A 14467-nucleotide genomic window follows, 5' to 3' on the forward strand; every position below is an offset into this window, starting at 1 on the left:
CGTTGAGCCCCCACCCGCAGGCACCACCCAGCCCACCCCGCACCCGCCGATCGTCGGATCGTTGAATTGTGGCCTTGTGGGATTGTTGAACAATCCTTACCCTGAGTTCCACATCACACTCGACCACTCCTCCACCACGCTGCGAGGTGTCCCATGAGCACGTCCACGACCGAGGACACAGGCCGTTTCGCCTGGTTCCGCAGTCTCGGCCAGAAGGGCAGGCGCGCGTTCGTCGGCGCCTTCGGCGGCTACGGACTGGACTCGTACGACTACTGGGTCCTGCCCCTGAGCCTGGTCGCGATCACCGGCTACTTCGGCCTCACCAAGGCAGAGGCCGGTCTGCTGGGCACCAGCACGCTGCTGATGAGCGCCATCGGCGGCGCGGTGGCGGGCGTCATGGCCGGCCGGTTCGGCCGGTCGAAAACGCTCGTCATCACGGTGGCGGCGTACGCGTTCTTCACGGTGCTGTGCGGTTTCGCGACCAACTACGAGACCCTGCTGGTCTTCCGCGCGCTGCAGGGCCTGGGTTTCGGTGGCGAGTGGGCGGCCGGCGCGATCCTCGTGGCCGAGTACTGCAAGCCGAAGTACCGCGGGCGGACGGTCGCGTTCATCCAGAGCGCCTGGGCCGTCGGCTGGGGGCTCGCGGTCCTCGTCAACACGCTGGTCGCCACGCTGGCCGATCCGGCCATCAGCTGGCGGATCATGTTCTGGACGGGTGCGCTGCCCGCGCTGCTCATCTTCTACGTGCGCCGCAACGTCGAGGACGCGCCGGAGACCAAGGCGCAGCCCCGGGAGGGCGGCACGTTCGCCAAGATCTTCCAGGGTCCGATCCTCAAGACGACGGTGTTCGCGTCCCTGCTCGCGACCGGCGTGCAGGGCGGGTACTACACGCTCGCGCTGTGGCTCCCGGCGTTCCTGCAGACCGGGCGCGGCCTGACGATCATCGGCACGGGCGCCTACCTCGCGTTCCTCATCACGGGCGCGTGGATCGGCTACGTGTCCGGCGGTTATCTCACGGACTACCTGGGGCGCAAGAAGACCTTCACGCTGTTCGCGATCGCCAGCGCGTTGCTGATCGTCGCGTACACGCAGATCCCCAACGGCGCCAACACGTTGGTCATGTTCCTGGGCTTCCCTCTGGGGTTCTGCATGAGCGCCATCTTCAGCGGGTTCGGCAGCTACCTGTCCGAGCTCTACCCGACGCGGCTGCGCGGTACCGGGCAGGGCTTCACCTACAACCTGGGGCGCGCGTTCGGCGCGGTGTTCCCCGGTCTGGTCGGGTTCATGGCCGACCGGATGGGCATCGGCGGTGCGATGCTGTTCGGGGCGGCCGCGTACGGGGTCGGTGTCCTCGCGCTGATCTGGCTGCCGGAGACGGTCAACAAGGAGCTCGAATGACGACCGCGGGACAAGCGCCGGGGCAGGCGCAGGCCAACCTGATCGCCATTCCCAAGGACTGGGCGTACGACTTCCTGCTCTTCACCCACCGCAACCCCAAGCCGTGCCCGGTGCTCGACGTGCTGGACGCGGGCGAGACGGTCAGTGCGCTCAAGCAGGACGCCGACGTGCGCACCCACGCGCCGCGGTACCGCATCTGGGAGAACGGTGAGCTCGTGGCCGAACCCGAGAACGCCACCGAGCACTGGCGCGACGACCTGGTGACGTTCCTGATCGGCTGCAGCTTCACGTTCGAGACGGCACTCACCAACGCGGGTGTGCCGCTGAGGCACGTCGACCAGGGCAAGAACGTGTCCATGTTCGTCACCGACATCCAGTGCCGGCCCGCGGGACGGCTGCACGGCCCGATGGTCGTGTCGATGCGCTGGATCCCGGAGTCCCTTGTGGACATGGCGCACAAGGTCACCGCGCTCATGCCGTCGGTGCACGGGGCTCCGGTCGGTGCGGGCGACCCGAGGATGCTCGGCATCAACAACGTCGACGTGCCGGACTTCGGGGACGCGGTCGAGCACGAACCCGGTGACGTGCCGGTGTTCTGGGCGTGCGGGGTGACTCCCCAGGCCGTGCTGATGCAGTCGAAGCCGCCGTTCGCGATCACGCACGCACCGGGCCAGATGTTCGTCACGGACATGCCGGACTTCGCCTACCGGGTCGGCTAGGCAGCCACGAGGACGGCGCCCCGAGCACTCAGCCGAGGCGTCGTCCCAGGTCGTCCAGACCGTTCCACGCCGCGCAGCAGCCGTACGCCAGCGCGGCGCCCAGCGGCCACGCCATGATTCCCCACCACGTCTCCAGGGCGGGCGCGACGAGCAACGTGTCGTTCGCCTTGATCGTCGACGGCATCGGGTAGGCGCCCGCGGCCAGCGTTCCGCCGAGGAACTGCGCGAACCACCCCGCCGCGAACGAGCCCGCGGTCATCCCCAGCATCACGACCGGCCCGCGCCGCTGCCGCAGCAGCCACGTCGCGATCCCGGTGATCACACCGGCGCCGAGACCGATCAGCACGAACACCATCAGCGCGTCGAGCCGGTGGTAGCTCTCGACACCGATCGGGTAGAACTTGCTGTCCTGCGCCGAGACGATCTTGAGCTGGGCCGGCGCGAGCCACGACCACAGGTACGCGGCGGGCAGCCCGAACGCGAACGTCGTCAGCGCCACCACGAGGCTCGGCAGCAGGTCCCGCTTCACCACCACCTTCGGCCGGGGCCGGGGGTAGTAGTGGTAGACGTACGGCGGCTCCGGCACGGGTTCGACGCGCACCGGCGCTGCTTCCTCGTCCATTCGCGAGAGGTTACTACCGAGCCGACGCGGTCTCTCCATGGCGGCTGCAGCGCGCCGTCCAGCCGTCCGGGGTCACCTGGACGACCATGCGGCGCGCGCACTCCGCGCAGTACCGCGGCGGGTCGATCATCGACAGGCGCTGACGGCAGAACTCGTGGTCGCCGCCAGCTTCCTCTTTGCCGCAGAAGGAGCAGTACATGGTGGTGATCATTACAGGGTCTGGCTCAGCGCCTTGATGGGCATCGACAGCTCTTCGAGCATGTCGAGGTCCTGCTGCGCCGGGCGGCCGAGGTTCGTCAGGTAGTTGCCGACGATGATCGCGTTGATGCCGCCGAGCATGCCCTGCTTCGCGCCCAGGTCGCCGAACGTCAGCTCACGGCCGCCCGCGAAGCGCAGGATCGTGCGCGGCAGCGCGAGCCGGAACGCACCGACCGTGCGCAGCGCCTCGGCGCCCTCGACGACCGGGTAGTTCTCGTACGGCGTGCCGGGGTTCGGGATGAGGAAGTTCAACGGCACCTCGTCGGGCTCCAGCTCCGCGAGCTGCACGGCGAACTCCGCGCGCTGCGCCAGCGTCTCCCCCATGCCGATGATGCCGCCGCAGCAGACCTCCATGCCGGCGTCGCGGATCATCCGCAGCGTGTCCCAGCGCTCCTCCCAGGAGTGCGTGGTGACGACCTCCGGGAAGTGCGAGCGGGCCGTTTCGAGGTTGTGGTTGTAGCGGTGCACGCCCATCGCCACGAGCTCGTCGACCTGCTCCTGCGTGAGCATGCCGAGCGAGCAGGCGATCTGGATGTCGTTGCCGTCGGCGCGGATGGCCTTGATGCCGTCGCGCACCTGCGAGAGCAGCCGCTTGTCCGGGCCGCGCACGGCCGCGACGATGCAGAACTCGGTCGCGCCGGTGTCGCGGGTCTGCCGCGCCGCGCGCACCAGGCCGGGGATGTCGAGCCACGCCGACCGCACCGGCGACGGGAACTGGCCCGACTGCGAGCAGAAGTGGCAGTCCTCGGGGCAGCCGCCGGTCTTGAGCGAGACGATGCCCTCGACCTCGACCTCGGGGCCGCACCAGCGCTCGCGGACCTCGTGCGCGAGCGCCAGCAGGTCCGGGATGCGCTCCTCGGGGAGCTCCAGCACCTTCAGCACCTGAGCCTCGGTGAGCCCGACGCCTCGTTCGAGCACCTGCTCACGAGCTTCGTCGAGCACGTCGATCTGTTCCGGCGCTGCGGTCACGGTCTCTCCTCCTCGGTGGCCTGGCGAGCCAGTGTGCCTCACTGAATCCTTCATCGTGGAGCGATGTAGGTCACTGGACCGCGAACTGAGCCGCGAACGTGTCCGGGTCGAACGCACCCCCGAACCAGGGTGAAAACGATCTCTTGGCGACCCCGAGGAAGTCCACCGGACCGAGCTTCGTCACACCTTGGGGCAGCGCGCCGAGCAACGGGGCACCCGCCGCCTCCGGCAGGTCCGCGAGGTTGGTCAGGGACGCCAGGTCCGGGTGCGACGGCCAGCTGCCGACGACGACACCGATCGACTCGAGCCCGCGACGCTGCAACGCCTCTGCGGTCAGTGCGGTCGTGTTCAACGTGCCGAGCCCGGCCTGGGCCACGATCAGGACCGGCGCGTTCACCGCCCAGGCGATGTCGGCCAGCGTGGAACCGGCCTCGTCGAACCGGACGAGCAGGCCGCCCGCGCCCTCGACCAGCACCAGGTCGTGGGTCTCGTCGAGGGCGGTGACCTCGGCGGCGACGTCCTTGGGGTGCACGGTGGCCATTCCCGCCCTGCGCGCCGCCGTCGCGGGCGCCAGCGGGTCGGGGTATCTGGCCAGCTCACGGGTCGTCACGTCGCCCGCCAGCCGCGCCACCTCCGCCACGTCGCCGGGCTCGCCGGGCAGCAGGCCGGTCTGCGCGGGCTTCAGCACCGCGACCCGTCTGCCTTCCGCCCTTGCCAACGCCGCGATGCCCGCGGTCACGGCGGTCTTGCCGACCTCGGTCCCGGTTCCGGTGATCACCAGCACGCTCACGGGAACTCACCTTAGGACGTCACCTACGGTGACAGCATGGGTGAACAACCGATCGTGATGTACGGCGCCGAGTGGTGTGGCGACTGCCGCCGGGCGAAGTCGTGGCTGACCCGCAACAACGTGCCGTTCACCTACGTCGACGTCGAGCACGACGACGAGGCGCGGGACAGGGCGGTCGAGATCGCCGGCCGCAAGAACATCCCCGTGGTCGTGCTCCCGAACGGCGACTTCCTGGTCGAACCGACCGACACTCAGCTCGCGGCCGCGATCACGCCCTGACAGATCGCCGCGATGTCGTCGTCCGTGCTGACGAACGGCGGCATCGTGTAGATCAGGTCGCGGAACGGCCGCAGCCACACACCGGCGTCCACGGCTGCGCGAGTAGCTCGTGCCATGTCCACGGGCTCATGCAGCTGCACGACACCGATGGCGCCCAGCACGCGCACGTCCCGCACTCCGGGCAACGCGCGTGCTGGCGCGAGTCCGTTCTTCAAGCCCGTCTCGATGCGGGCGACCTCGCGCTTCCAGTCCTGCGACAGCAGCAGGTCGATCGACGCCAGCGACACCGCGGCCGCCAGCGGGTTGCCCATGAACGTCGGCCCGTGCGCGAGCACCGGCACCTCGCCCCTGCTGATCCCGTCCGCGACCCGGGACGTGCACAGGGTGGCGGCCATCGTCATGTACCCGCCGGTCAGCGACTTGCCGAGGCACATGACGTCCGGGCTGACGTTCGCGTGATCAGCACCGAACAGCTCGCCCGTGCGCCCGAAGCCCGTGGCGATCTCGTCGAACACCAGCAGCACGTCGTGCGTATAGGCCAGTTCGCGCAGCACGTGCAGGTAGCGCGGGTCGTGGAAGCGCATGCCCCCGGCGCCCTGCACGACCGGCTCGACGATGATCGCGGCCAGCTCGTCCGCGTGCTCCTCGATCAGGTCGGACAGGTGCTGGACGTACGCGGTGTCCATCTCGGCCGGTGGCGCGTCCGCGAACACCTGCTGAGGCAGGATTCCACGCCACAGCGAGTGCATCCCGCCCTCGGGATCGCACACGGACATCGGGTTGAACGTGTCGCCGTGGTAGCCGCCGCGCCACGTCAGCAGGCGGTGCTTCTCCGGCCGGTTCCGCGAACGCCAGTACTGCAGGCACATCTTCACCGCGACCTCGACCGACACCGAGCCGGAGTCGCACAGGAACACGTGCTGCAGGTCCGCGGGCGTGATCTCGACGAGCTTCGTCGCGAGCCGGATGGCGGGCTCGTGCGTGAGCCCGCCGAACATCACGTGGCTCATCCGGCCGAGCTGGCCGGTGACGGCCGCGTCCAGCACGGGGTGGCGGTAGCCGTGGATGGCCGCCCACCACGACGACATGCCGTCGACCAGCTCACGGCCGTCCGCGAGCTTCAGCCGGACACCCGAGGCCTCGGAGACGAGCAACGGTTCCTGGGTGCCCGGCATGGGGCCGTACGGGTGCCAGACGTGCGCCTGGTCGAGCTTCAGCAGGTCGTCCACCCGGCTGAGGTTAGGCGAGGCGCACCGGGAGGGTGTGCAGGCCGCGGATCAGCGTGCTGTCGCGCCACCCCAGCGTCTCCGGCTCGGCGGCGAGCGTCAGGTTCGGGAACCGGGCCAGCAGCTGCGTGAGCGCCACGTCGAACTCCAGGCGGGCCAGCGGCGCGCCGAGGCAGAAGTGGATGCCGTGGCCGAACGCCACGTGGCCCTGCGCGGACCGCGTCACGTCGAGCTGGTCGGCGTTCTCGTAGCGCTGCGGGTCGCGGTTGGCGGCGATCAGCGACACCATGAGGATCTCGTCCGCGGGCACGGTGACGCCGCCGAGTTCGACGGGTTCCGTGGTGTAGCGGAAGGTCGCGACGTTGACCGGCCCCTCCAGCCGCAGGAACTCCTCGGTGCTCGCCGGGATCAGCTCCGGGCGGTCCTTGAGGATCCGCAGCTGTTCCGGGTTCTTGAGCAACGCCAGCACCGCGTTGCCGATGAGGTTCACCGTCGTCTCGTGGCCCGCCACGAGCAGCAGGAACGCCATCGAGATCAGCTCTTCGGTGTTCAGCCGGTCGCCGGAGTCGTCGGCGTGCACGAGGGCGGAGAAGAACGTGTCGTTCGGCTCGGCCTCGGCGATGGCCGTGACGTGCTGGTACAGGAAACCGGCCATCGCGCCCGCGGCGGCCTGGACCTGCTCGGGCGTGCCGAACGACAGCAGCTGGTTGGACCACTCGCGGAAGTCGTCGCGGTTGTCGATCGGGATCCCGAGCAGCTCGCAGATCACCGTGATCGGCAGTGGGAACGCGAACACCTCCAGCAGGTCGACCTCGTCGCCGTCGTTCAGCTTCGCGATCAGCCCGGCCGAGATCTCCTCCACGCGCGGGCGCATCAGCTCGATGCGGCGGGCGGTGAACGCCTTGGTCACGAGCTTGCGCAGGCGCGTGTGGTGGGGCGGGTCCATGTTGAGCATGTGGACGGCGAGCGTGGGCTCGACCTCGCGGCGCACGTGCGTCTCGGTGGCGTGCTTGGCCATCAGGTGGCCACCGTTCTGGATGTTCTTGCTGATCCTGGGATCGGTGAGAGCGATCTTCGCCTCGTCGTAGCGGGTGACGAGCCAGGCTTTGAGACCGTGCGGCAGGATCACCTCCCGCACCGGACCCTCGGCGCGCAACAGGTCGTGCGCCTCGTGCGGGTTCTGGACGTAGTCGGCGGGCAACCGGGTGAGTGTCGTCACCTCACCCAGTTAACCCCGTTTACTCAACCCTCGCCACTATTTCTCCGGCGATCTTCGATCGCCGGAGAACGCGGAATTGGTCATGGGGCCGATAGCCGACATCGAACTCGAATCCGGCCGTTCTCTAGCGGTGGATCGTGATGCCGCGGATGGTCTTGAGGTCACCGAAGAGCGACGGCGTCGTGCTGACCCGGAAGTTGTCCACCACCAGCATCTCCTTCGACTTGTCGCGCTTCTGCACCTCCAGGTGCACGGCGACCTGACCCTCGTGCGACTTGAACACGATCTTGAGCTCCTCGATCAGCTCGGGGGTCAGCGTCTTGGTCTGCAGCCCGAGGACGAGGGGCGGGTCCGCGCCGGGGTTCGCCTCCGCGTCGCTGATGTCGAGCGGGACGACTCCGTCACCGAAGATCGCCATCTTGTCCTCGCGCCAGTTCACCCGGCCCTTCACGCACACGGCGGAGTCGAGCTCCAGGTCGTCGCGCAGCACCTCGTAGGACTTCGGGAAGAACAGGACCTCGATGGACGCGTCCAGGTCCTCGATCACCGTGATCGCCCACGGCAGGCCGTTCTTGTTCACCCGGCGCTCGATCGAGGAGATCATGCCCGAGACGATCAGCTCGCCCTCCTTGGGCGGGTCGTCGAGCACGACCGCGATCGGCCTCGGTGCGAACTTGCGCAGGATGCGCTCGGCGCCGTCGAGGGGGTGCGAGGAGACGTACAGCCCCAGCATCTCCTTCTCCAGGCTGAGCATCTGCTTGCGCGGGTACTCGTCGGTGCCGAACTTGAGGTGCGCCAACGGGGACGTGCTGTCGTCCTGGTCGTCTGCGCTGTCGCCGCCGAACAGGTCGAACTGGCCTTCGGCCTCCTTGCGCTTGATCGGGACGACGGCGTCGACCGCGTCCTCGTGCACCTGGATCAGCGACAGCCTCGGGTGCCCGAACGAGTCGAACGCGCCGGCCTTGATCAGCGACTCGATCACGCGCTTGTTGCAGGCCACGAGTTCGGACTTGTCCATGAAGTCCGTGAAGGACGTGTAGGCGCCCTTCTCCTTGCGGGACTTGATGATCGACTCGACGACGTTCGCGCCGACGTTGCGGATCGCGCCCATGCCGAAGCGGATGTCCGTGCCGACCGCACCGAAGCGCAGCGCCGACTCGTTGACGTCCGGCGGGAGGACCTTGATGCCCAGGCGGCGGCACTCCGCCAGGTAGACCGCGGACTTGTCCTTGTTGTCACCGACCGACGTGAGCAGGGCGGCCATGTACTCGGCGCGGAAGTTCGCCTTGAGGTACGCCGTCCAGTACGAGATCAGGCCGTACGCGGCGGCGTGCGACTTGTTGAACGCGTAGCCGGCGAACGGGAGGATCGTGTCCCACAGCGCCTTGATCGCCTCGTCGGAGAAGCCGCGCGGGTCGTTGCGCATGCCCTCCTGGAAGCCCTCGAACTCCTTGGCCAGGACCTCGGCCTTCTTCTTGCCCATGGCCTTGCGGAGCACGTCCGCGCGGCCCATCGAGTAGCCCGCGACCTCCTGGGCGATGAACATGATCTGCTCTTGGTAGACGATCAGACCGTGCGTCTCGCCGAGGATCACCTTGAGCGGTTCCTCGAGCTGCGGGTGGATCGGCTTGACTTCCTGGCGGCCGTTCTTGCGGTCCGCGTAGTCGTTGTGCGCGTTCACACCCATCGGACCGGGGCGGTACAGCGCGCCGACCGCGACGATGTCCTCGAACGTCGTCGGCTGCATGCGGCGCAGCAGGTCGCGCATCGGCCCGCCGTCCAGCTGGAACACGCCGAGCGTGTCGCCGCGGCCGAGCAGCGCGTAGGTCTCCGGGTCGTCCATCGGGAGCGTGTCGAAGTCCGGGACCGCGTCCTTGCCGCGGTTCGCCTCGATGTTCTCGATGGCGTCGCCCATGACCGTGAGGTTGCGCAGCCCGAGGAAGTCCATCTTCAGCAGGCCGATGTTCTCGCACGACGGGTAGTCCCAGCCGGTGATGAACGAGCCGTCGTCGCGGTACCAGAGCGGGATGGACTCGGTGAGCGGGTCCTTCGACATGATCACCGCGCAGGCGTGCACACCGGCGTTGCGGATCAGGCCCTCGAGGCCGAGCGCGGTGTCGAAGATCTCCTTCACCTGCGAGTCGGTCTCGAGCAGCGACCGGACCTCGGCGGCCTCGCCGTAGCGCGGGTGGCTCTTGTTGACGATGCCGTTGAGCGGGATGTCCTTCGCCATGATCGGCGGCGGCAGCGCCTTCGAGATCTTGTCGGCGATCGCGAAGCCCGGCTGACCGTGGTGGACGCGCGCCGAGTCCTTCAGCGCGGCCTTGGTTTTGATCGTGCCGAACGTGATCACCTGGGCGACCTTGTCGGCGCCGTACTTCTCGCTGGCGTAGCGGATCATCTCGCCGCGGCGGCGGTCGTCGAAGTCGATGTCGATGTCGGGCATGGCGGTGCGCTCGGGGTTCAGGAACCGCTCGAACAGCAGGCCGTGCGGGATCGGGTCGATGTTCGTGATGCCCATCGCCCACGACACGGCGGCGCCCGCGGCCGAACCACGGCCGGGACCGACGCGGATGCCCACGCTGCGCGCGTAGTTGATCAGGTCGGCGACGATCAGGAAGTACGCCGGGAAGCCCTTGTCGATGATGACCTGGGCCTCGAAGTCGCAGCGCTTGACGTACTCCTCCGGGACCTCCTGGCCCCGGAACCGCCACTCGAGCCCGCGCCGGATCTCCTTGCGGAACCAGGACGCCTGGTCCTCGCCCTCGGGGACCTCGAAGTTCGGGATGCGGTCCTTGACGGACCAGATGTCCGCGTAGGACTCGACCATCGACGCGACCAGCAGCGTGTTGTCGCACGCCTCCGGCAGGTCCTTCCAGATCTGCCGCATCTCCTCGGACGACTTCAGGTAGTAGCCGTCGCCGTCGAACTTGAACCGGTTCGGGTCGGTCAGCATCTTGCCGGACTGCACGCAGAGCAACGCGGAGTGCGTGTCCGCCTGGTCCTTGGTGACGTAGTGGCTGTCGTTCGTCGCGAGCGGCGGGATGCCGAGCTTCTTGCTGATCTCCAGCAGGCCGTCGCGGACCCGGCGCTCGATGTCGAGGCCGTGGTCCATCAGCTCCAGGAAGAAGTTCTCCTTGCCGAAGATGTCCTGGTAGTCGGCTGCGGCCTGGAGCGCCTCGGGCACCTGGCCGAGGCGCAGCCGGGTCTGCACCTCACCGGACGGGCAGCCGGTCGTCGCGATGATGCCGTCGGCGTGCTGCGAGACGAGCTCGCGGTCCATGCGGGGCTTGTAGTAGTAGCCCGTCTTGCTGGCCTCGGTGTGCAGCCGGAAGAGGTTGCGCAGCCCGTCCGCGTTGCGCGCCCACATCGTCATGTGGGTGTAGGCGCCGGCACCGGAGATGTCGTCGCTGCGCTGGCTCGGGTCGCCCCAGGCGACCGGCTTCTTGTGCAGGCGGTTGTGCGGGGCGAGGTAGGCCTCGATGCCGATGATCGGCTTGATGCCGGTCTTCATCGCCGTTTGGTAGAACTCGTCGGACCCGTACATGTTGCCGTGGTCGCTCATGCCGACAGCCGTCATGCCGAGCCGCTCGGCTTCCTCGAACAGCGGGGCCACCTTGGCCGCGCCGTCGAGCATCGAGTACTCGGTGTGCACGTGCAGGTGCACAAACGAGTCCGCCACGGTGCCTCCAGGAGATCGAACGGACGCGTGGGAAGGACGCGAATTCCGGATCCGCCAACCCTATCCCGCCTCGAAGATCACCTCACGGAGGCTCGGTGGTTTGTCGCCGTGATCTCGATCCGGTACGCGGTGACACGGTGATCACGACCGCCGGGTAGCGTTCGTTTCGTGGTGCCCCCCGATCCCGTAGACGCCCGCCTGCTCGCCGTCCTCGCCGAGTCGGGTCGCGCCGCCGTGCACGAGATCGCGCAACGCCTGGGCATGGATCCCCGCGAGGCCGCCATGCGCCTGATCACCCTCTCCGGCAGCGGCCTGCCGTTGCTCGTCGGGGTGGAGTGCGACCCGAACGGCCTGCGCAGGGCCCTGGCGAACGCCGCCGCCTACGGAAACTACATGGGCGGCCCGCCGTCCGGCCCGTACGCGGTGCACCAGAGCGGCCCCCACCCGGTCCAGCAGCAGTACGCGCCCCAGGCCCCGATCAGCCAGCCGTTCCCCGCCCAGCAGCCGCAGCAGACCTGGGGTCCGCCCCAGTCCGCGGGCTGGGTGCGGGCGGACCAGCCGCAGCCCAGGGCCGTCGTCTCGCGCACCGGCAAGATCGGCACGGCCCTGGAGGCGGACAGCCTCGAGGGTGCGCGCCTCACGATCCAGCTCGTCGAGGTCGTCGACCCGGCGGACTTCCTGTTCACCGCGGCCGGCTACAAGCTCGCCGAGGGCGAACGGGCCGTGGTCGTGCACACCGAGGTGACGAACGCCTCGCAGGTGCCGTACACCTCGCTGCCGGACATGTACCTGGTTCTGGTGACGAAGACCGGCGAGACCGTGACGAAGGCGCCCGTGTCGCTGTCCTCGCGGCCCGCGCACAAGCTCGGCGTGCAGCCGGGCGAGACGGCGGGCGGGCACAGCGTGTTCGTGCTGCCGGAGGAGACCCAGGTCATCCAGGTCCGCTGGAGCGTGCGTCCCGAGGTCGACCAGAACACCCTGGTCTGGACCGTCGAGGACTAGAGCACCGCCAGCGCCGCCGCGTGCACTCCGGGCGCCGCCGCCAGGTACTCACGGCTCGTCAGCTCCCACGGCTTGCCGTCGAGATCGGTGACGACACCTCCTGCCTCCTGCACGAGCAACACACCTGACGCGTGCGCGCGCACGTTGTCGTGCTGCCAGTGCACGTCCATCCGTCCGGCCGCGACCTGGGCGAGCTGGTGCGTGACCGGCACGGAGATCCGCACGTAGAGGGCGTGCTTCGCCATCGCGCTGTAGGAGGCGCCGACCCGGTCGGCCATCTCCGGTCCCTGGCCCGGCTGGGCCTGGCCCGTGCCGGCCAGCGCGCCGTCGAGCGAGGTCTTGTCCGACACCCTCAACCGCACGCCGTTGAGGAACGCGCCCTCGCCCTCGACCGCGGTGAACATCTCGTCGAACAGCGGGAAGTACACGACCGCGAGCACCGGGCGGCCGTCGCGGACGAGGCTCACGCCGATGTTCCAGTCGGTCATGCCCTGGACCGCGTTCATGTTGCCGCCGACCGGGTCGACGAGCCACCACTCGCCGGAGTCGAGCGGACCGGAGCCGTGTTCGTCGTCGAGCCACCGCGCCTCCGGGCGGATCGCCTCCAGCTCGGGCCTGAGCAGGTCGGCCACGGCGGCGTCGTTGGCCTGGATGGCCGCGACGAGTCCGGCTAGGTCAGAGGTGCGGGACTCCGTCGAGAAGCGCTTCAGCAGGCGGGCTCCGGCGCGGCGGACGGCGGCGGTGGTGGGGGCGAGCACGGCTTCCTCCAAGATTGACTGTCATGCAAGCGGATCTGAACCTGTTGACCGTGCTGGACGCCCTCCTCGAGGAGGGCAGCGTGATGGGGGCCGCGGAACGGCTGCACCTGTCGTCGCCCGCGGTCAGCCGGACGCTCGGGCGCATCAGGAAGGTGACCGGCGACGACATCCTCGTGCGGACCGGCCACACGATGACGCCCACGCCGTACGCGCTCGGGATCGCCGAGGAGGTGCACCGGCTGGTGCGCCAGGCGAACGCCGTGCTGGCGCCGAGCCGTGAGCTGGACCTGGCCGAGCTGGACCGCACGTTCACGGTCCAGTGCCACGACGCCCTGGCCTCGTCGGTGGTGCCGGCGTTGATCGGACGGATCGCGGAGCAGGCTCCCGGGGTGCGCCTGCGGGTGCTCGCCGAGCACTCCGCCGACACCGACGACCTGCGGCACGGACGGGTCGACCTGGAACTCGGCGGCGGCACGCCCGAACTGCCCGAGTTCCGTTCGGAGACTCTCGGCACCGACCCGCTGGCCGTGGTCATGCGGTCCGGCCACCCGTGCACCGAACTCGACCTGCGGGCCTATGCGACCTATCCGCACGTGCTGGTCTCACGGCGCGGGCGGTTGAGTGCCCCGATCGACGAGCTCCTGGCCGCGGAAGGCTTGCGGCGCAGGGTGATCGCGACCGTGGCGACCGTGCACTCGGCGGTGCAGATCGCGGCCGCGAGCGACGCCCTGGTCACCACCACGACGGTGCTGTGCCGGCCGTTGATCGAGGCGTTCGGGCTGGTCACCCTGCCGTTGCCGGCCGAGTCGCCGGAGGCGCCGATCAACTGCAACTGGCACCAGCGCTACGACTCCGACCTCGCCCACGCCTGGCTGCGCGACCAGGTGCGGACGACCGTGCGGCAAGTCCTAGGCGGCTAGCGGCAACGCGACGGCACCGGGGAAGCGGGGGTTCTCGGCCTCGTCGAGCATCGCGGCGGCCACGGTCTCGCGGCTCACCTTCGCCCCGAGGTCGAACGGCGGCGCGGCGTCCAGGCCGACCGTGCGACCGGGCTCGAACGGCTCGTCGGTGAGCACCCCGGCGTGGAAGACCGTGCCCCCGGCGGCGAGGACGGCGTCGTCGGCCGCGACCTTGTCCGGGATCCGGTCGCCGAAGAACTTCCAGAGCACCTGAGCGCCCTCCCCCGCCGCCTCGGCCGACGCGCCCGTCCCGTACGCGCCGAGCCAGATGATCCGGCGCGGTCCGGCGGCGACGACGGCCTGGGCGCCGTCGAGCAGCACGCCCGGACGGTCGGTGCCGAGACCGGACAGGACGACCGAGTCGGCGTCGATCTCCAACGGACCGCTCACGTCGCCCGCGACCTTGCTCAGCAGCGGGTGTTCCAGCGCGATCCGCCGGGGGTCGCGGGCGATCGCGGTGACGGTGTGGCCGCGCTCCAACGCCTGGCGGGTGAGGGCGAGACCGGTGCGACCCGAGGCCGCGAGAATGGTGAGGTGCATGCCGAGAACGCTATTGAGCACGCCGGTTAACATCAAGTGCAACCTG

General features: G+C 69.2%; 14 protein-coding genes. 5 read left to right on the forward strand and 9 right to left on the reverse strand.

Annotation, left to right across the window (positions count from 1 at the left end; all coding sequences use genetic code 11):
* Positions 1–153: 153 nt before the first annotated feature.
* Positions 154–1398 carry an MFS transporter gene (locus tag IEY88_RS32355; protein WP_189158687.1) on the forward strand — a complete coding sequence of 415 codons (1245 nt, stop codon included), beginning with the start codon at positions 154–156 and terminating at the stop codon, positions 1396–1398.
* A complete protein-coding gene (locus IEY88_RS32360) occupies positions 1395–2117 on the forward strand; it encodes a putative hydro-lyase (RefSeq protein WP_189158688.1) in 723 nt (240 codons plus the stop codon). Before IEY88_RS32355 ends, IEY88_RS32360 begins: the two co-directional genes overlap by 4 nt.
* Positions 2118–2145: 28 nt before the next feature.
* Here the strand turns inward: IEY88_RS32360 and IEY88_RS32365 are convergent, their stop codons facing one another.
* The 4 genes from IEY88_RS32365 to bioD all read right to left on the reverse strand — a co-directional run bounded on the left by IEY88_RS32365 (position 2146) and on the right by bioD (position 4756).
* The gene (locus IEY88_RS32365) at positions 2146–2739 is read right to left on the reverse strand and encodes a DUF2567 domain-containing protein (protein ID WP_189158689.1); all 594 of its coding nucleotides are present in this window, start codon (positions 2737–2739) and stop codon (positions 2146–2148) included.
* Positions 2740–2752: 13 nt separating this feature from the next.
* Positions 2753–2938, reverse strand: a complete 186-nt coding sequence (gene bsaP / locus IEY88_RS32370) for a biotin synthase auxiliary protein BsaP (protein WP_189158690.1) — start codon at positions 2936–2938, stop codon at positions 2753–2755.
* A gap of 11 nt (positions 2939–2949) precedes the next feature.
* Positions 2950–3966, reverse strand: coding sequence for a biotin synthase BioB (bioB, locus tag IEY88_RS32375; RefSeq protein WP_189158691.1), 1017 nt, complete (start codon positions 3964–3966; stop codon positions 2950–2952).
* Between the two features lie 70 nt (positions 3967–4036).
* Positions 4037–4756 (reverse strand): dethiobiotin synthase, encoded by a 720-nt coding sequence (gene bioD, locus IEY88_RS32380; protein ID WP_189158692.1) that lies wholly within the window; start codon positions 4754–4756, stop codon positions 4037–4039.
* Positions 4757–4792: 36 nt separating this feature from the next.
* On the opposite strand from bioD, the gene IEY88_RS32385 reads away from it, so the two are divergent.
* Positions 4793–5035 carry a glutaredoxin family protein gene (locus IEY88_RS32385; protein WP_189158693.1) on the forward strand — a complete coding sequence of 81 codons (243 nt, stop codon included), beginning with the start codon at positions 4793–4795 and terminating at the stop codon, positions 5033–5035.
* Here the strand turns inward: IEY88_RS32385 and IEY88_RS32390 are convergent.
* The 3 genes from IEY88_RS32390 to dnaE form a co-directional block, all read right to left on the reverse strand.
* Positions 5008–6210 carry an adenosylmethionine--8-amino-7-oxononanoate transaminase gene (locus tag IEY88_RS32390; protein ID WP_229693983.1) on the reverse strand — a complete coding sequence of 401 codons (1203 nt, stop codon included), beginning with the start codon at positions 6208–6210 and terminating at the stop codon, positions 5008–5010. The two genes, IEY88_RS32385 and IEY88_RS32390, sit on opposite strands and share 28 nt — an antisense overlap.
* Positions 6211–6274: 64 nt before the next feature.
* Positions 6275–7480, reverse strand: coding sequence for a cytochrome P450 family protein (locus IEY88_RS32395; RefSeq protein WP_229693972.1), 1206 nt, complete (start codon positions 7478–7480; stop codon positions 6275–6277).
* Positions 7481–7604: 124 nt separating this feature from the next.
* Positions 7605–11117 carry a DNA polymerase III subunit alpha gene (dnaE, locus tag IEY88_RS32400; RefSeq protein ID WP_189158729.1) on the reverse strand — a complete coding sequence of 1171 codons (3513 nt, stop codon included), beginning with the start codon at positions 11115–11117 and terminating at the stop codon, positions 7605–7607.
* Positions 11118–11330: 213 nt separating this feature from the next.
* Between dnaE and IEY88_RS32405 the strand changes: the two genes are divergently transcribed.
* Entirely contained in the window at positions 11331–12164 is an 834-nt protein-coding gene (locus IEY88_RS32405) for an Lrp/AsnC family transcriptional regulator (protein ID WP_189158695.1), read from the forward strand.
* Here IEY88_RS32405 and IEY88_RS32410 read toward each other — a convergent pair.
* Positions 12161–12922 (reverse strand): inositol monophosphatase family protein, encoded by a 762-nt coding sequence (locus tag IEY88_RS32410; protein ID WP_229693973.1) that lies wholly within the window; start codon positions 12920–12922, stop codon positions 12161–12163. The genes IEY88_RS32405 and IEY88_RS32410 overlap by 4 nt on opposite strands.
* Positions 12923–12945: 23 nt before the next feature.
* On the opposite strand from IEY88_RS32410, the gene IEY88_RS32415 reads away from it, so the two are divergent.
* The gene (locus tag IEY88_RS32415; RefSeq protein WP_189158697.1) at positions 12946–13842 is read left to right on the forward strand and encodes a LysR family transcriptional regulator; all 897 of its coding nucleotides are present in this window, start codon (positions 12946–12948) and stop codon (positions 13840–13842) included.
* Here IEY88_RS32415 and IEY88_RS32420 read toward each other — a convergent pair.
* Entirely contained in the window at positions 13831–14421 is a 591-nt protein-coding gene (locus tag IEY88_RS32420) for an NAD(P)-dependent oxidoreductase (protein WP_189158698.1), read from the reverse strand. The two genes, IEY88_RS32415 and IEY88_RS32420, sit on opposite strands and share 12 nt — an antisense overlap.
* Positions 14422–14467: the final 46 nt, after the last annotated feature.

Origin of the sequence: Lentzea pudingi, from assembly GCF_014646255.1 — a bacterium.
Classification (GTDB): domain Bacteria; phylum Actinomycetota; class Actinomycetes; order Mycobacteriales; family Pseudonocardiaceae; genus Lentzea; species Lentzea pudingi.